General features: G+C 67.7%; 16 protein-coding genes. 8 read left to right on the top strand and 8 right to left on the bottom strand.

Translation table 11 applies throughout. The annotated features are described in order from the left end of the window. Positions 1-3 precede the first annotated feature (3 nt). Positions 4-387: a cold-shock protein gene (locus QRN07_RS15140; RefSeq protein ID WP_050686622.1), complete on the bottom strand. Its 384-nt coding sequence runs from the start codon at positions 385-387 to the stop codon at positions 4-6. 205 nt (positions 388-592) lie between these two features. On the opposite strand from QRN07_RS15140, the gene QRN07_RS15145 reads away from it, so the two are divergent. The 3 genes from QRN07_RS15145 to QRN07_RS15155 are packed head-to-tail and all read left to right on the top strand — an operon-like array spanning position 593 to position 4,985. Continuing rightward, the gene (locus QRN07_RS15145) at positions 593-826 is read left to right on the top strand and encodes a hypothetical protein (RefSeq protein WP_050686621.1); all 234 of its coding nucleotides are present in this window, start codon (positions 593-595) and stop codon (positions 824-826) included. Between the two features lie 10 nt (positions 827-836). Beyond that, entirely contained in the window at positions 837-3,329 is a 2,493-nt protein-coding gene (locus QRN07_RS15150) for a helicase-associated domain-containing protein (RefSeq protein ID WP_285241453.1), read from the top strand. A 9-nt stretch (positions 3,330-3,338) separates the two neighbouring features. Further along, on the top strand, positions 3,339-4,985 hold the full coding sequence (locus QRN07_RS15155; RefSeq protein WP_056596064.1) for a DNA repair helicase XPB: 1,647 nt from the start codon (positions 3,339-3,341) through the stop codon (positions 4,983-4,985). A gap of 3 nt (positions 4,986-4,988) precedes the next feature. Here QRN07_RS15155 and QRN07_RS15160 read toward each other — a convergent pair whose 3' ends face one another. Continuing rightward, on the bottom strand, positions 4,989-5,858 hold the full coding sequence (locus QRN07_RS15160) for a hypothetical protein (RefSeq protein ID WP_056596062.1): 870 nt from the start codon (positions 5,856-5,858) through the stop codon (positions 4,989-4,991). A gap of 5 nt (positions 5,859-5,863) precedes the next feature. After that, positions 5,864-6,121 carry a hypothetical protein gene (locus QRN07_RS15165; RefSeq protein ID WP_050686617.1) on the bottom strand — a complete coding sequence of 86 codons (258 nt, stop codon included), beginning with the start codon at positions 6,119-6,121 and terminating at the stop codon, positions 5,864-5,866. Positions 6,122-6,455: 334 nt separating this feature from the next. Here QRN07_RS15165 and QRN07_RS15170 point away from each other — a divergent pair, with 334 nt between their 5' ends. Next, positions 6,456-6,956 (top strand): DUF427 domain-containing protein, encoded by a 501-nt coding sequence (locus tag QRN07_RS15170; protein ID WP_050686615.1) that lies wholly within the window; start codon positions 6,456-6,458, stop codon positions 6,954-6,956. A gap of 30 nt (positions 6,957-6,986) precedes the next feature. Here the strand turns inward: QRN07_RS15170 and QRN07_RS15175 are convergent, their stop codons facing one another. Further along, entirely contained in the window at positions 6,987-8,171 is a 1,185-nt protein-coding gene (locus tag QRN07_RS15175; protein WP_162242785.1) for a phosphotransferase, read from the bottom strand. A 141-nt stretch (positions 8,172-8,312) separates the two neighbouring features. Here QRN07_RS15175 and QRN07_RS15180 point away from each other — a divergent pair, with 141 nt between their 5' ends. From QRN07_RS15180 to QRN07_RS15190, 3 genes are all read left to right on the top strand, one after another. Beyond that, positions 8,313-9,026, top strand: coding sequence for a response regulator transcription factor (locus QRN07_RS15180; protein ID WP_050686611.1), 714 nt, complete (start codon positions 8,313-8,315; stop codon positions 9,024-9,026). Between the two features lie 2 nt (positions 9,027-9,028). Then, a complete protein-coding gene (locus QRN07_RS15185) occupies positions 9,029-10,549 on the top strand; it encodes a sensor histidine kinase (protein ID WP_050686609.1) in 1,521 nt (506 codons plus the stop codon). Between the two features lie 96 nt (positions 10,550-10,645). After that, complete coding sequence (locus QRN07_RS15190; protein ID WP_050686607.1) at positions 10,646-10,933, top strand: WXG100 family type VII secretion target; 288 nt, start codon at positions 10,646-10,648, stop codon at positions 10,931-10,933. A 150-nt stretch (positions 10,934-11,083) separates the two neighbouring features. Here the strand turns inward: QRN07_RS15190 and QRN07_RS15195 are convergent, their stop codons facing one another. Beyond that, entirely contained in the window at positions 11,084-12,097 is a 1,014-nt protein-coding gene (locus tag QRN07_RS15195) for a ribonuclease HI family protein (RefSeq protein ID WP_056596322.1), read from the bottom strand. A gap of 266 nt (positions 12,098-12,363) precedes the next feature. Between QRN07_RS15195 and QRN07_RS15200 the strand changes: the two genes are divergently transcribed. Beyond that, positions 12,364-13,671: an ABC transporter substrate-binding protein gene (locus QRN07_RS15200; protein WP_056596056.1), complete on the top strand. Its 1,308-nt coding sequence runs from the start codon at positions 12,364-12,366 to the stop codon at positions 13,669-13,671. A gap of 80 nt (positions 13,672-13,751) precedes the next feature. Here QRN07_RS15200 and groL read toward each other — a convergent pair whose 3' ends face one another. The 3 genes from groL to QRN07_RS15215 all read right to left on the bottom strand — a co-directional run bounded on the left by groL (position 13,752) and on the right by QRN07_RS15215 (position 17,155). Then, positions 13,752-15,380, bottom strand: a complete 1,629-nt coding sequence (gene groL / locus QRN07_RS15205; RefSeq protein ID WP_050686603.1) for a chaperonin GroEL — start codon at positions 15,378-15,380, stop codon at positions 13,752-13,754. A 288-nt stretch (positions 15,381-15,668) separates the two neighbouring features. After that, positions 15,669-16,949, bottom strand: a complete 1,281-nt coding sequence (locus tag QRN07_RS15210; protein WP_056596053.1) for an ABC transporter substrate-binding protein — start codon at positions 16,947-16,949, stop codon at positions 15,669-15,671. Then, the gene (locus QRN07_RS15215; protein ID WP_056596050.1) at positions 16,949-17,155 is read right to left on the bottom strand and encodes a cold-shock protein; all 207 of its coding nucleotides are present in this window, start codon (positions 17,153-17,155) and stop codon (positions 16,949-16,951) included. The genes QRN07_RS15210 and QRN07_RS15215 overlap by 1 nt, the downstream gene beginning before the upstream one ends. Positions 17,156-17,200 lie beyond the last annotated feature (45 nt).

A 17,200-nucleotide genomic window follows, 5' to 3' on the forward strand; every position in this document is an offset into this window, starting at 1 on the left:
TGCCTAAACGTCCAGCTCGTCGGCGACCTTGCGGAGGGCAGCGGCGATGGCCTTGCCCTTGTTGCCTTCCGGGTACTTTCCGGCCGACAGGGTGCCGGACAGGTTATCCAGCACACTCACGAGGTCCTGGACCAGGGGCGCCAGGTCCTTGGCGCTGGGCCGCTTGGCCTTGGCCAGGGACGGCGTTTTGTCCAGTACCCGCAGGCCCAGCGCCTGGGCACCCTTCCGGCCGTCAGCGACGCCGAACTCCACACGGGTGCCGGCCTTGAGTTCCGTCACACCCTCGGGCAGCGACGATTTGGGCAGGAATACTTCCTGGCCGTCCTCGCCGGCGAGGAAGCCGAACCCTTTGTCCTTGTCATACCACTTGACCTTGCCGGTAGGCACGTAATCAACCTTCTTCGTCTTAATGTCTGGGGACCCGGCCGGCCACCACCGCGTCCGCACTGTGGTGCGGGTTCAGGGTATGGCAGCTGCGGACCGTCTTGGTCTGTATCCTTCAAGGTTATCCTGCCCGGTGCCACATTCCCGCTTTACCGGGCCCCACGGGAGCCGTTCACCCCCGCCGCCGCGGGCCTGTAGCGTTACTTCCATGACACCCCCGCGCTACCGCAGGCCCCTGATGATTGCGGCCGCAGCCATTGCCCTGCTGTCCCTGGCCGCCGTTGCAGCCGTTATGGCGCTGGCCTTCGCCGGCGCCGTGGCTCCGCCCTGGGTGACCTACTCCGCCCTTTACGGGCTGCCGCTGGCATTCATCCTGATGCTCTTCCTGGTTCTGGACAGTGTTGCCGGGCGTCGCCGGGCAACAAAGCCTGACCGGCGGTAACGTTGGACTGATGTCCCTCATTCGCGCGCTCAGCAAGGACTTGGCCGCCCGCACCGATGACTCGCTGCGGGCGCTGTTTGCGGCGCGGCCGGACCTTATCTCCCCGGGCGTCCCGGATTTCGCCGCGCTGGCGGCCCGGGCCAGTGCGCGGGTCAGCGTCCAGCGGGCGCTGGAACGGCTTAACCGGCCGCAGATGCAGGTCCTGGAAACCCTCCACCTGTGCACCAACACGGACACCGGCCACAGCGCGTCCGCCGCGGGGCTCCGCAAACTCATCACCGGGTCCACCGCCGCCACCGTCGACGCCATCCTGGCCACCCTGCAGGAAATGGCGCTGGTCCACCGGGCAGCCCCACCGTCCGGAACCGCCGCCGGGGCGGCGAAACACCGGTTTTACCTGCCTGTGGGCTCCTTGAAGGACGTGGTGGGGATTTACCCGGCCGGGCTCGGCCGCAGCTACACGGAACTGGTCCGGCTCCAGCCCGCGTTCGCGCAGCGCGCCGTTCAGCTGGTTTCCGAACTGCACCGCAGCGGTGCGGACATCCACGATGCCACCACCCCCATGGAAGCAGCTCTGGCCCTGCAGCATTGGACGTCATCGCCGGAGGGACTGCACCATATCCTCGCAGGGGCACCGGCAAGGACCACGGCGTTGCTCGCCAGGTTCCGGAACTGGGCCATGGGCGCCGTCCCCCAGGCGCAACGCAAGGCGTCGATCACCACCGAGGGTGCCGACGTCGGGCCCGTGGACTGGCTGCTGGCCCGCGGCCTGCTGGTGCCCCTGGACGCGGCGCATGTGGAACTGCCGCACAGCGTGGGCACGTCGCTGCGCGGCGGTGTGGTTATCGACGACTTCAGCCTTACCCCGCCCCGCCCCGAGCTTGGCCGGACCACCGCCGCGTTGCGCCGGAACGCTGCCCTCAGCGCCATCTCGGAGACCCTGCGCCTGGTGGGCGAGCTGCTGCACGCCGTTGGCGAACAGCCGTTGGCAACCCTGCGCAGCGGCGGCGTGGGCGTCCGCGAAACCCGCAGGCTGAGCGAGGTGCTGCGCCTGGACCAGACCCGGGCGGGGGTGCTGCTGGAACTGTGCGCCCTGGCGGGCCTGATCCGGTTGGACGTGGACACCAGTTCCTGGGTGCGCCCGGCGGACCTCGAATGGCTCCTTGTGCCCCGGCAGGAGCAATGGTTGTGGCTGGTCAACGCCTGGCTGGCCAGCGAGCGGGTGCCCTCCCTGGTGGGCCAGCCCGGCGCCGGGCCCGCAACGGGCCACCGCGCCCCGGGCGGCGGTGCCATCGTGGCGCTCTCCGCCGAGGCGCAGCGCCCCGACGCCCCGGTGGTGCGCAAACGGATCCTGGAAATCCTGAAGGAGCTCACCGACGAGGCAGGGGCGCCGGACGGAACGGCGCCCGTGCTGGACGCAGTCGCGGTCCTCCAGCGCGCCGAATGGTCGCAGCCCAGGATGGCCCGGCGCTTCAGCTCCCTGATCCGCGGCGTCCTCGCCGAAGCCGAGCTCCTGGGCCTGGTGGGATCCGGCGCGTTGACCCAGCTGGGCAGTGCCGTGGCGGCGGACCAGCAGGACGATGCGCTGGACATCCTGGGCGAGCACCTGCCCGCGGCACTGAACCACGTGCTGCTCCAGGCCGACCTGACCGCCGTTGCCCCCGGCTACCTGGCACCGGCCCTGACGGAGCAGCTCCTGCTGATGGCCGACGCCGAGGGCCAAGGACCTGCAGGGATCTACCGCTTTTCGGCCGGGTCCATCCGCCGGGCCCTGGACAACGGTTTTGATGCCGCCGGGCTGCTCGCCTTCCTCCGCGAGCACTCGGCCACTGCCGTGCCCCAGCCGTTGGAGTACCTCGTGGCGGACACGGCATCCCGGCATGGCAGGCTCCAAGTGGGGCCTGCCGCCAGCTTCATCCAAAGCGACGACGAGGCCGCCCTGCAGGAGCTCCTCTCCGGCCCCCGCGCGGTCGCCCTGGGCCTGGTCCGGATCGCCCCCACGGTGCTGGTGGCCTCCGTGGCTCCCCGGGAAGCCGCGCAGGCCCTCCGCAGCCTGGGCCTCTCCCCCGCGGTGGATAACGGGGACGGGCCAGCGTTGCGGCTCCGGCGGACCACCGCGCCGCAGGAGAACGGCCGCCCGGTCTATTCCCCGCCGCGGACCGCGCCCCCGGCTGAGGACGTGGAGGCGCAACTGGCCGTGCTGCGGCAGGTGGGGGCCGCCGTCGGCAACGGAACATCCGGTGCCGGCGCATCCGGCAACGGGCACTCCGGCGAGGTGGCCACCCAGCTGGGGCTTGAGGCGCTGCAGCGGGCCATCCGGCTCAAGCAGAAAATCAGCATGAACGTGGTGGACAGCCTGGGGAATGCCAACCTGGAAATTGTTGTTCCGCTATCCGTAAGCGGCGGCCGGGTCCGGGTGTTTGACCCTGCCAGGGAAACAGAACGGGTCCTGTCCGTCCACCGCATCATCGATATCGAGGCCGCAGGGGAACTGCGCCAGTAAAGGACCCCCGTGAACGACGGACCCCTGATCGTCCAGAGTGATAAAACCATCCTCCTGGAGGTGGACCACGAGCTCGCCACCGAAGCCCGGCACGCGATCGCGCCCTTCGCGGAACTGGAACGCGCCCCGGAACACGTCCACAGCTACCGGCTCACCCCGCTGGGCCTGTGGAATGCGCGGGCCGCGGGCCTGGACGCCGAACGGGTCCTGGATACGCTGCTGAAGTACTCCCGGTTCCCGGTACCGCATTCGTTGCTGGTGGATGTGGCCGAAACCATGTCCCGGTACGGCCGGTTGCGGCTGGAAAAGGACCCCCAGCACGGCCTGGTGATGCGCACCGACGACTATCCGGTCCTGGAGGAAGTGATCAGGGCCAAAAAGATCCAGCCCCTGCTGGGCCCCCGGATCGACGGCGAAACCGTTGTGGTGCACGCCTCCCAGCGGGGCCAGCTGAAGCAGCTGCTGCTGAAGATCGGCTGGCCTGCGGAAGACCTGGCCGGCTACGTGGACGGCACCCCGCACCTGATTGCGCTCAAGGAAGAGGGTTGGCAGCTGCGGCCCTACCAGCAGCAGGCCAGCGAAAACTTCTGGTCCGGCGGCAGTGGAGTGGTGGTGCTGCCTTGCGGCGCCGGGAAAACCATTGTGGGCGCAGCGGCGATGGCCACCGGCTGCACCACCACCTTGATCCTCGTGACCAACACGGTGGCTGCCCGGCAGTGGAAGGACGAACTGCTCAAACGCACCACCCTGACTGAGGATGAGATCGGCGAATATTCCGGTGCCGTCAAGGAGGTCCGGCCGGTCACCATCGCCACCTACCAGGTCCTCACGCTCAAGCGCGGCGGCCTGTACCCGCACCTTGAGCTGGTGGACGGCCACGACTGGGGCCTGATCATCTACGACGAGGTCCACCTGCTGCCCGCCCCGATCTTCCGGATGACGGCGGACCTGCAGGCCAGGCGCCGGCTGGGCCTGACCGCCACGCTGGTCCGTGAGGACGGCCGCGAGGGTGAGGTTTTCAGCCTGATTGGCCCCAAACGCTACGACGCGCCGTGGAAGGACATCGAGTCGCAGGGCTACATCGCGCCGGCGGACTGCGTGGAGGTCCGCGTGGACCTGCCCCACGACGAACGGGTGGCCTACGCCATGGCCGAGGACGCGGACAAGTACCGGCTGTGCTCCACGTCAGAGTCCAAGACCCTGGTGGTGGAGCGCCTGGTGGAAAAGCACCGCGACGAACAGCTCCTGGTAATCGGACAGTACATCGACCAGCTGGACGAGATCGGCGAGCGCCTGGCCGCCCCGGTGATCAAGGGCGACACGACCGTGAAGGAACGCCAGAAGCTGTTCGACGCGTTCCGGGCCGGGGAGGTCAGGACCCTGGTGGTGTCCAAGGTGGCCAACTTCTCCATCGACCTTCCGGAGGCCTCCGTGGCCATCCAGGTGTCCGGCTCCTTCGGCTCGCGCCAGGAGGAAGCGCAGCGGCTGGGCCGGTTGCTGCGGCCCAAGAAGGATGGCCGGGCCGCCCGCTTCTACTCCCTGGTGGCCAGGGACACCCTGGACCAGGAGTTCGCCGCCAAACGGCAGCGGTTCCTGGCCGAGCAGGGGTACGCCTACCGCATCCTCGATGCCAAGGATGCGGACCGGCCGGGCTGATCCCTAGGTGACACTTTCGTTGCTGTCCCGCTCCATGGTGCCGGTCCGCGGATCGAACTGCGGACGTTCGTAGGCCAGTTCGCCGCCGCTCCGGCCGCCGTGCGGGCGCCCATGGTCCGCGAATTCCTCCCGGAAAAACGCCAGGCACCATTGCCCCATCTGGATCCGCGCGCCGGTGCGGAGCACTGACGGGCCGGTTCCGGACACGCTGCCGCTGACGCTGCCGTGCGGCACCAGGATGTACTCGTCCCGGCCGTCATGGACCACCTCGGCGTGCAGCCCGTCGAGCCCTTCGAGCAGGAGCCCGGAACCGGGGTCGCTGCCGATGCTCAGCGATTCCTGGTCCAGGGTCACCTCGCGGGGGACCTGGCCGGTCCAGCTGGCCGCGTCCTGGACAAAGATCAGCCGGGGCCGGCCACTGCCCCGGGTGTAGTGGGTGGTGGTGATCCGGCGGGTGATGTTCCGCCGGACCGTGGGGAGCAACGGCAGCGGGGTGGCAGGTGGCAGCAGGGGCACACCCGCGGCCTTGCGCCGGCCCTGCCGGGCCAGCGGCATCAACGCGCCCAGCTTTCCCAGCTTGATGTTGGCGCTGCGGGTGACGAGCCGCTGTGTCGCGGGGCTGTTCACCGCCCCCAGGCTCAGGATGGTCCCGTCCGGACCGGCCAGCGTCACACTCACGCCTTTGCCGGCCAGCATGTCGGCGAACGGCCGGACGTCATCCAAGGACGGCAGCCCGCCGCCGCCCACCGGCGCCAGGCTGTCCAGGGATACCGTCACTTCCGTGCCGGCCGCACGGGCAGTCCCGTTGGTGACGGTGCCTGCCCCGTCCGTGTAGGAAAAGTCCACGTCGATATCCAGGCGGTACTCGGCCATAACCGTCAGCTGCGGTTCAGATCGGACCCGGCGGCGTCCTTGTCGCTGGTGGTGACTCTGAGGCTGCCGTTGAGTTTCCACGTTGCCCGGGGCGCGTCCGGTCCGATGTCGCGGGGTACCTCCACGGTCATGTCCACAAACTGGTAGTTGATCGCGGCGCCCTTGCCGGTCAGGTAGGACCACATTTCCTCGGCCAGGTCAGCCCAGTCGCGGATGCTGCGGTCAGTGGCGCCGTTGCTTTCGGTGGCACTTCCATCGGTCATGGTGTTTCGTCCCCTTCGGTTGGGCAGGAAATCTATCTGATGTTGCCTCAAAGAATGCTGGGACGTGCCGGCAGCCGGATTCACCGGCCCCTGACCGGACGGGCCCAACACCCCTCACTGTATTCCTGACCCGGGGCAGGGGGAATACGTCCGGCGGTGAACGTTCCGGGGCGGATTTGCGTTCCCGGCCGGCGCTTCAGCCCGCCTCTTTCCGGGGTTCCCGACGGCGGAACCCGCCCGGGTGCCGCAGGCCGCCTGTCCGCCCTGCCGCGCAGGCCCGGCGTGGGTCCGCCCCGCCGGCGCACCCACGGGATGGATCGTGCACACTGGAGGCATGACGACTGCAAAGACCCCACTGGTCCCCCTGCCCGGGCAGGAGTCCGTCTGGGACTACCCCCGGCCGCCACGGGTGGAACCCAGCAGCGAAAGGATCCGCATCTTCCTGGGCGGGGCCCTGATCCTGGACACGTCGGACTCCCTCCGGGTCCTGGAGACAAGCCACCCGCCCGTCTACTACTTCCCGGCGTCGGCGTTTGTGCCGGGTGCGCTGGAACCGGCCCCAGGCAGCAGCTTCTGCGAATTCAAGGGCGCTGCCCGGTACCTGACCGTCCGCGGCGGGGATGCCGCCGCGGAGGGCGCCGCCTGGTTTTATCCGGAGCCCGTGGCCGGCTACGCGGCGCTGGCCGGCCATGTGGCGCTCTACCCTGGCCGGATGGACAGCTGCGAAGTCGACGGCGAGCGCGTCAGGCCGCAGGCCGGCGGCTTCTACGGCGGCTGGATCACGGACCGGGTGGTGGGCCCGTTCAAAGGTGAGCCGGGGACCATGGGCTGGTAAATACGCCGGCCCGCGGCGCCGCAAGGCCGGCTACCAGCCGGCGTCCAGTGCGCCCAGGATAAAGCGGGCCATCTCCAACCGGCCTGCCACGAGGTCATCCAGCCCGGGCGTGGGCGGCCCGCCCAGGCGGTCAAACGGCAGCACCCCCAACCCGCTGAACAGGGCCAGCGCCGCCACCATCCCGTGCCGGACCTCCGACGGTACCGGCTCCGCACCGGCGTCGGACATTCCTTCGCAGTAGGCCTCCCCGCACAGCGGGGCGAGGCGGTGCAGCTGGTCGCCGGACAGGTCCCCGGAGTTCACACGGCCGGCCAGCAGCTGGGCGAGGTCGAAGCCTGCGGGGCCGCGGCCGAAGTTTCCCCAGTCCACCACGGCGAACCCGGTCCGGCTGCCGTTCGCTGCGGGACGGCGCAGCATCAGGTTCTGCGGGCTCGCATCACCGTGGACGGGGAGCTGCGGCAGTGCCACCAGCCCGTCCATCAGGTCCCAGCAGTCGTCCGCGAGCCGGCGCAGGCCGGTGATGACCGCTTCGTCAGCGGCCCCGGTAACCGCCGGATGCTGCCAGATGTCATTGCCCTGGATCATCGGGATCAGCAGTTGGGACCCCACGCCTTCCAGGTAGAACCGGAGGCGGAGGATCGTGGTGGCGTCCGCCACCTGCGCCACGCACGCGGCTACTTCCGGGCTGCCGGAGATCCTGCCGAGGGCGTACGCTGCGTCAGCGTACGCCGCATCGGACCAGTTGGCAGCGGCACCGGCGGCGTCCGCCATCCAGATCAAGGTCCGCTGTGGGTCGATTTCGGTGATGAGATACGCGTCGGGCATCCAGGCGACGTCCGGCAAGGCCGCTGCCAGGCCGGAGGCGTAGGCCTGCGCTTCCGTGCGCCACGGGTAGCGCAGGCCGAGCTGTTCGCGGAGGTCCGGGGGCACCACGTCGATGCCTGACCACAGCAGCGGCGACTGCGTGAGCTTGACGACGACGCTGAAGGGCTGGTCGCCGGGACGACCGTCGCCCGCGTGTGCCCGTGCCGTGCCGGTGATCCGCCACAGCCCGCCCGTGGTCATGTTGGCGCCGGGCGGGGTGATGCTTTCCGCCTGCACTTCCGCCAGGTCCGTGACGCTGCGCCGGAGGGACGTTGCGGCGACGGCGGGAAGGTCGGCTTCCAGCAATGCGGGTATCCGGTGGTCCGGGCCGGCCGGCTTTATGCCATCCATCGACGTCCCCTTGCATAGTGGGGCGCCAGTGTATCGCCGCCGGCTCCTTGGTGGAAGAGTGGAAGACCAACGGGTCCGGCTCCCACCTGCCTTCCACCGTGCATCCAGACAACTCCCAGTGTCTGGGAGCATGATGGGAACATGAACAAGACCGGCCCGGAGGCTAAGCTCCTCGTTGTGGATGACGAACCCAACATCCGTGAACTGCTGTCCACGTCCCTGCGGTTCGCCGGGTTCGAGGTGGTCTCGGCTGCCAACGGCCGCGATGCCCTGGCAGCAGCCGAAGCGCACGCGCCGGACCTCGCCGTCCTGGACGTTATGCTGCCCGACATGGACGGCTTCACCGTCACCCGGCGGCTCCGGGCCTCCGGAAAGCACTTCCCCGTGCTGTTCCTCACGGCCAAGGACGATACGGAAGACAAGGTCACGGGCCTTACGGTGGGCGGGGACGACTACGTCACCAAGCCTTTCAGCCTGGATGAAGTGGTGGCGCGGATCCGCGCTGTCCTGCGCCGGACTCAGCCCACCCTCGATGACGACGACGCCGTCATCCGCGTGGACGACCTGGAGCTCGACGACGACGCCCACGAGGTGCGGCGCGGCGGCACCGTGATCGAACTGTCCCCCACCGAATTCAAGCTCCTGCGCTACCTCATGCTGAACCCCAACCGGGTGCTGTCGAAGTCCCAGATCCTGGACCACGTCTGGGAGTACAACTTCAACGGCGACGCCTCGATTGTTGAGTCCTACATCTCCTACCTGCGCCGCAAGGTGGACCTCGACCCGGAGGCGCCGGCACTGATCCAGACCAAACGCGGCGTGGGCTACGTGCTCCGGACGGCCGAAAAGCGCTGACCTTGGTACAGCGATGGAAATCGGCGTCCCTGCGGTCCCAGCTGGTGGCCATCATCATGGGCCTGCTGGTGGTGGCGCTGACCGTCACCGGCGCCGTGACGCTGACCCTGATGCACAGCTACCTGCAGGGCCAGGTGGACGACAAACTGAATGCCGCTGTCGCCCTCGCCGGCAAGCAGCAGTCGTTCAGCCAGCTGCAGGCCCCCACCAATCCCAGCGTCCCCACTGACTATTCGCTCATCCTCTACCGGGACCAGCAGGATCCTTATCCGCTCGGCGGGGATAAGCAGAACCATCCTGACATCCAGGACATCTCCGCAGCCCAGGCCGAAGCCCGGAACCGGGTTCCGTTCCAGGTGCGCGGCACCGACGGGGAAAACTGGCGCGTGGTCGCCGTCAACGTTGTCCTGAACAACAGCGAGAAAGGCGTCGTTGTCATCGGGCTGCCGCTGCAGAGCGTCGACGATGTCCTCAGCCACGTGACCCTGGTGGTGACAGGCGTGGGCCTGCTGACCCTGCTGCTGGCATCGCTGATCGGCAGCTGGACGGTGAGCCGGTCCTTCCGGCCGCTGGCCCGGGTGGAGAAGACGGCAGCCGCCATCGCCGCCGGTGACCTGGCCCGGCGCGTGGAAGTGGACAACCCCCACACGGAGTTGGGCAGGCTGGGCAGTTCCCTGAATGCCATGCTGGCCCACATCGAGACTGCCTTCGCTGCGCGGACGGCATCGGAAGCGAAAATGCGCCGGTTCGCCGCCGACGCCTCCCACGAGCTCCGCACCCCGCTGGTGACCATCCGCGGCTTCTCCGAGCTGTACCGGCACGGCGCCCTGACCACACCCGAGGACGTCTCCACAGCCATGGGCCGGATCGAAAGTGAAGCCAAGCGGATGGGCTCCATGGTGGAGGACCTGCTGCTGCTGGCCCGGCTGGACGAGCAACGCCCGCTGCAGGAAAAGCCCGTGGATCTCCAGCTGATAGCCCACGACGCCGTGGTGGACACCCAGGCCAGCGACCGGTCGAGGGTGGTTTCGCTCACCGGGATCGACGGCGGCCCTGCGGCCCCGGCCCCGGCGCTGGGGGACGAAGCCAAACTCCGCCAGGTGGTGGGGAACCTCGTAGGCAACGCCATGCGCTACACGCCCGATGGCAGTCCTATTGAACTCGCCGTGGGCGTCCGCACCGTTGATGGCCGGCCGGCCTCCGTCATTGAGGTGCGGGACCATGGTCCGGGCATCTCCGCCGAGGACGCCGGCAAAGTTTTCCAGCGGTTCTACCGCGCGGATACCTCCCGCACCCGCGAAACCGGCGGGAGCGGCTTGGGCCTGGCCATCGTGGCAGCGATCGTGGGCTCCCACGGCGGTTCGGTGCGGGTGACGGATACCGACGGCGGCGGGGCAACCCTGGTGGTCAGCCTCCCCTTCCGCGAGGACACTCCGGCAGCGGACCCCGACGCGTCAGGCGACGGGGCAGCGGACGCCCGCGCAGCGGGCAGCGACGACGGGGTTATCCACATACAGCGCTAGTCCCGTGGCGGTGCCCCGGTGGTGTCCATAGGCTCGATTGCAGCAGCCCGGACCTTCCGGGCAGGGCACGTGCCCGCTGGAGCGAAAGGCCCCGCCATGAGCATCATCTCCGTCGATACCGAACTTCTCCAGGTGAAATCCGCTTCCGTCCAGGCCACCGTTGAACGGATCAGTGCAGACGTCCACGCCATGAAGAGCGGACTGGACGAGCTGCAGGGTTCGTGGCGGGGGGCCGCCGCCACCAGTTTCCAGGCACTGATCACCGAGTGGACCCTGACGCAGGGCCGGGTGGAAGCTTCGCTGGCGTCCATCAACAGTGCCCTGGCGTCCGCCGCCGCCACGTATGCCCAGGCCGAGCAAGGCAACACGCAGCGGTTCGGCTGAGCCCGCGGTTCGGCGGAGCTTTCGGTTGGGCGGAGCTTTCGATTCGGCTACGCTTTCGGCTCGGCGAAGCTTTCGGCTCGACTGGGCGAAGCTTTCGGTTCGGTGCAGCCCTGTGGCGCCGGGGTCCGGTGACGGAGGTGCGCTGCGCGCTCAGGCCTCAGGGGTGCCTTGGTGGAACCGCAGCCGCCAGCGGGCGCCGTCCAGCACCCAGAGTGAGCTCCGGAGGGTAGTGCCTGCGCGGCCGAAGCTCCGGTAGGTCAGCAGGACCGAGGTGTCTTCGATCCGGTCGGCTGACAGGATTTCAATGTCGGTCCGCTCCCCCGGATCCTCCTCCAGCGCCATCGTCATGGCATCCCGGGTCCACATCCGCCCCGAGCTGCCGATCTCCACAAAGTCGGGGTGCAGCAGCACAGCCGTCCGGCCTATGTCGCCGCGGACCAGCGGGCCCAGAAGCTCGCGCTCCAGTTCCTCCACGATCGCCTCAGGGGCACCGGCGCCGCCGGCGGCCTGCGCGGGCTCTGCAGTGTCAAAGGCCTCGGCGGCCAGTTCGCTGAACAGGTCCGGCGCATCGTAGCCGGGTTCCAGCCGCGGCCGGGCACCCGGTCGGGCGGACCCGGCAGCTGGTGCCGCGCTGTGTGGATCCACCGATACACGTGGTTCCACCCCGGCGCCAACCACTGCCGTTCCTGGGTAGCCCGAGTCCGGAAAACCGGGTCCGCTGCGGGGCGCCACACCTTGCTGGAACGCCGTCGCAGCTGCTCGGGCACGATCGTCGGCGGCCTCGTTGAGGTCGTGGCCGGCGTGCCCCTTGACCCATTCAAACCTGTATTTCCGGCCTGCGAGTTCCCGGTCCAGGTCCTTCAGGAGGTCCACATTCAGCACTGGCTTGCCGTCGGCCTTGCGCCAGCCTTTGCGCTTCCAGCCCGGCATCCACTTGGTGATTGAGTTGATGACGTACTGGCTGTCGCAGAGGATGTGCAGGTCCTCGCCAGGCAGGTGCGCCGTGGCGCGGAACAGGTCCAGCACCGCCATCAGTTCGCCCTGGTTGTTGGTGCCATGCGGCCAGCCACCAGCCCGCCAGCAGTCGTCATCCACGTACCAGGCCCATCCGGCGGGGCCGGGATTTCCCAAAGCCGAACCGTCAGCCGCTGCAGTAATCGTCACCGGTCCATCCTGCCAGAGAGCCAGGACATTCCCGATTCCGGGCGGCATGGTGCCGTTCCGGCACCGGGCACACCGCACCCTGCTGACCCCTGATGCACACACGTTCTTCGCAATTTTCGGAAAGCGGTTACCGAAAAAGTCTTGACGAGGCCCCTGCGGTGGGAAACAATCACTTCTACAACCTGAGAAAACGTTTTCTCATGCGGAGTGAAATGGATGTCCCACTCCCAGGGAAACGTGCAGACCATCACCAGGAAGGTTCATCAATGACGATCCCTACCAGCCTCGGCAGGCGCTTCCGGCTCGGCGCAGCCGCCGTAGCCTTCTCCATCCTTGCAACCGGCTGCGGTGCCGCCGGAAGCTCCAACAGCGACGAAGTGACCTTGCGCTTTGCCTGGTGGGGCAACGAGTACCTGAACGCCCAGACCGAAAAGGTCATCGCCGCTTTCGAAGCCGAACACCCGAACATCAACATCGAATCCGAACCCGGCGAATGGGGCGGCTACTGGGACAAGCTGGCTACCAAGACGGCCGCCAACGATGCCCCTGACGTCATCCAGATGGACCAGAAGTACATCGCAGAGTACGGCGGCCGCGGCGCCCTCCTGGACCTCGCCAAGCAGGACGGCATCGACACCGGAAAACTGGACAAGGAAGCCCTGGCCTCCGGCCAGTACGACGGGTCGCAATACGGGCTCAGCACCGGCCAGAACGCCTACGTGATCATGGCCAACACCAAGGTCTTCGAAGCCGCCAACGTCCCGATCCCCGATGACGCCACCTGGACCTGGGACGACTTTATGGACACGGCAGCGAAAATCAGCGCGTCCGGCGACGGCAAGACCTATGGCGCCGCCTACGGCAGCAACGAGGCGGACCTGATCATTTGGCTCCGGCAGCACGGCGAAGCCCTATATTCCGCTGATGGAAAGCTGGACTTCGACACCGCAACCGCCGCCTCCTTCTGGGAACGGCTGAAGGAACAGCGCGATTCGAAGGCCAGCCCACCGGCCACGGTGGCGACGGAGGACTCAGGGGCCGGCCTGGAGGAAAGCCTCTTCGGCACCAACCGCGTAGGCATGGCCTGGTGGTGGACCAACCAGCTGGGTTCCCTTGAAGCCACTACCGGGGGCAGCATCAAGATGCTCCGGGCCCCCAGCACGGACGGCTCCTCGGCGGACAATGGCATGTACTACAAGCCCACCATGTTCTGGTCCGCGTCGTCCCGATCCAAGCACCCGGCCGAGGCCGCGACGTTCATCAATTACCTGACCAACAACCCTGAAGCCGGCAAGATCCTGATGACGGACCGCGGCGTGCCCACCAACACGGACATCGTCCAGGCCATCACCCCGGACCTGAAGCCGGCCGATACCACGGTGGTGTCCTTCCTGAAGGACATCTCCCCGGACATCAAAGCCGCGCCCGCCGTTCCGCCCGTCGGCGCCGGCAGCGTCCAGAACGTCATCAAGCGCTTCACTGACGAGGTGCTGTATGACCGGCTTAGCCCGTCAGCTGCAGCCGAAGGCTTCCGGAAGGAAGTTGACGAAATGCTTTCCAGCGCACGTAAGTAAAAGTCCACACACCAAAGCGGCCCCCTCCGAGGAGGGGGCCGCTTTGGTGTACGGCGGGACTGGTCCCGGCGAAGGGGTGGCTAGAAGCCGCCCATGCCGCCCATGTCGTCGCCGCCGCCTGCGGGGGCGGGGTTCTTCTCGGGCTTGTCAGCAACAACTGCCTCGGTGGTGAGGAAGAGACCGGCAATGGAGGCCGCGTTCTGCAGGGCAGAGCGGGTCACCTTGACGGGGTCGTTGATGCCGGCTGCCAGCAGGTCGACGTATTCGCCGGTGGCTGCGTTCAGGCCGTGGCCTGCGGGCAGGCCACGGACCTTGTCAACCACAACGCCCGGCTCCAGGCCGGCGTTGTAGGCGATCTGCTTCAGCGGAGCGTCGATGGCAACGCGGACGATGTTGGCGCCCGTTGCTTCGTCGCCGGAGAGCTGCAGGTTGGCGAACGCCTTGGCGCCGGCCTGGATGAGGGCGACGCCGCCACCGGCGACGATGCCTTCTTCAACGGCTGCCTTGGCGTTACGCACGGCATCTTCGATGCGGTGCTTGCGCTCCTTGAGCTCAACTTCGGTAGCGGCACCGGCCTTGATGACTGCAACGCCGCCGGCCAGCTTGGCCAGGCGTTCCTGCAGCTTCTCGCGGTCGTAGTCCGAATCGGAGTTTTCGATCTCGGAACGGATCTGGGCAACGCGGCCGGCAATCTGGTCGGCGTCGCCTGCACCCTCAACGATGGTGGTCTCGTCCTTGGTGACAACAACCTTGCGTGCCTGGCCCAGGAGTTCAAGGCCTGCAGTTTCGAGCTTCAGGCCAACCTCTTCGGAGATGACCTGGCCGCCGGTGAGGACGGCGATGTCGGCCAGCTGGGCCTTGCGGCGGTCGCCGAAGCCCGGAGCCTTGACGGCGACTGACTTGAAGGTGCCGCGGATCTTGTTCACGATCAGCGTGGCCAGGGCCTCGCCTTCGATGTCCTCGGCGATGATCAGCAGCGACTTGTTGGACTGCATGACCTTTTCGAGGACAGCAACCAGTTCCTTGACGTTGGAGATCTTGGAGTTGACGATCAGGATGTACGGGTCCTCGAGGACCGTTTCCTGGCGCTCTGCGTCAGTGACGAAGTACGCGGAAATGTAGCCCTTGTCGAAGCGCATGCCTTCGGTGAGCTCGAGTTCCAGGCCGAAGGTGTTGGATTCCTCGACCGTGATGACGCCTTCCTTGCCCACCTTGTCCAGGGCTTCGGCAATCAGCGCACCGATTTCGTCGTCACCGGCAGAGATCGATGCCGTGGCAGCGATTTCTTCCTTGGTTTCGATTTCCTTGGCGGAGTTCAGCAGCTCGGCAGTAACTGCCTCGACTGCCTTCTCGATGCCGCGCTTGAGGGAGAGCGGGTCGGCGCCGGCGGCAACGTTGCGCAGGCCTTCCTTGACCAGTGCCTGTGCCAGCACGGTGGCGGTGGTGGTACCGTCGCCAGCGACGTCGTCCGTCTTCTTGGCAACTTCCTTGACCAGCTCTGCGCCGATCTTCTCGTAAGGATCGTCCAGCTCGATCTCCTTGGCGATGGAAACACCATCGTTGGTGATCGTGGGGGCGCCCCACTTCTTTTCGAGGACGACGTTGCGTCCACGCGGGCCGAGGGTGACCTTAACGGCGTCGGCGAGGATGTTCAGGCCCCGCTCAAGGCCGCGGCGTGCCTCTTCATCAAATGCAATGATCTTGGCCATAACGGCAGTAGTCCTTTCGGGGACAGACGTTAAGAATGAACCTTCGCTGCGGTGCCCGCGACGGACGACCTTTCGCCGGTGGCCTCTGTATGCCCCCGGGTCCGGGTCTCACTTCAGGAAGGTGTTTCTCTCGCTCCGAATCCGGCGCCAGGCGCTGCCGGCCGGAACCGGACATCGCTTAGCAGTCGATACGTCAGAGTGCTAACTCAATAATTAGCACTCTCCACGTGTGAGTGCAAGCGAATGAAGCCCTGTTCCGCTCTGCGCAAAGAGGCGTGGGACGGTGCCTTAGCTCCCGGCCCGGCCCGCCGTCTCGGTGCCTGAGGCTGCCGGCACGTTGTCGTCGCCGTACCTGAACACGCTGTAGGTGGCAGCGGTGATGTCCCCGTTGGCGTCGAAGGCAACCGGCCCTGACTCGCCGTCGTAATTGATCCCCGGGCCCGAACCCGCTGCCGGAAGGCAATCCGCGTAGGAAAGGCAAGGCGTCACCGCCGGAGCCGTCGCGGTTGCCTCGGTTGTTCCGCCGGAGACGGCGATCAGGTTGGCGGCGATGGATGCGCCGGAGTCGTCGTCCGCCTTGGCTGCAGCCAGCACGGCCAGGGTGACGGCGTCGAAGGTTTCGGCGGCGAAGGAGACGTCTTTGAGGTCCGGCGCCACTGCCAGCAGCCTGGCCTGGAAGGCGGGCGTGGGCAGCTTGCCGGGGACCAGGGCGCGGGCCCCGGTCAGTGCTTTGGGGGCCAGCGCGGAACCGTACCTGGCGAAGGCGCCGTCGCTGAGGATGAGGCGCGTGCCGGGAACCCCCGCCTTGGCCAGTTCCTGCAGGGCCCCTTCCGCGCCGTCACGTGCGATGAGGATTACGGCTCCCGGGGCCGCGGCACCGGCTGCTGCCGCCGCACTGCGTGCCTCTCCGGGTTTGAACGCGGTGTTGGCCACCACGTCCAGGCCGGCCTGGCGGGCCGCTTCCGCAGCGGCAGTGGCCACGTCCTTGCCGTAGGCGCTGTCCTGGTACAGCACCGAAACTGTGGTGGCGCCGCCGTCCCCGGCGAGTTTGGCGAGCAGCGGGCCCTGGGCAACGTCCGCGGCCGCGGTGCGGAAGTAATAACCGCCGCTGTCGATTGCGGTGAGGCCTGCAGCCGTGTTGGCGGGCGAGATGAGTGGCGTGCGTGCACGGGAGAGCACATCGATGGCTTCGGCGGCATGGCTCGAATCGGTAGGCCCGATGACCACGTCCGCTTCGGATTCCACCAGCCGGTGGGCCTGGGCTGCCGTGTCCTGCCCCGCCGTGGCAGGCAGGAGTTCCACCTGCCTGCCCTTGAGCCCGCCGTCGGCGTTGATTTCCTTGACTGCCAGCCTGGCCGCGGCCTGCTGGGAATCGTTGAGGTGGCTTCCGTCGCCGGTGTTGTCCAGGATAAGGCCCACCCGCAGGACGCCGTCACCGGAAGCAGCGGCCGTGGCGGCCCCATCGGTGCGGGCGTTGCCGGTCATCCCGGAGCATGATGCCAACGCCATGGAGGCGCCCAGCATCAGCGCCAGGGTCAGCGGAAAACGGCGGGTCGCGGGAATGCCCATCACCCTGCGGGCCGGACGTTATCGGCCTGCGGGCCCTTTTCGCCTTCGCCCACGTCGAGTTCCACGCGCTGGCCTTCGTCCAGGGCCCGGTAGCCTTCCCCCTGGATGGCGGACCAGTGGACAAAGACGTCATCGCCGGACCCGTCCACGGTGATGAAGCCGTAGCCCTTCTCCGCGTTGAACCACTTGACGGTTCCCTGTGCCATGCTGACCCACCCATTTTTCCATTGGGCCCGTCAGCGGCGCCGCGT

Origin of the sequence: Pseudarthrobacter sp. MEB009, assembly GCF_030208875.1 — a bacterium.
Taxonomy (GTDB): domain Bacteria; phylum Actinomycetota; class Actinomycetes; order Actinomycetales; family Micrococcaceae; genus Arthrobacter.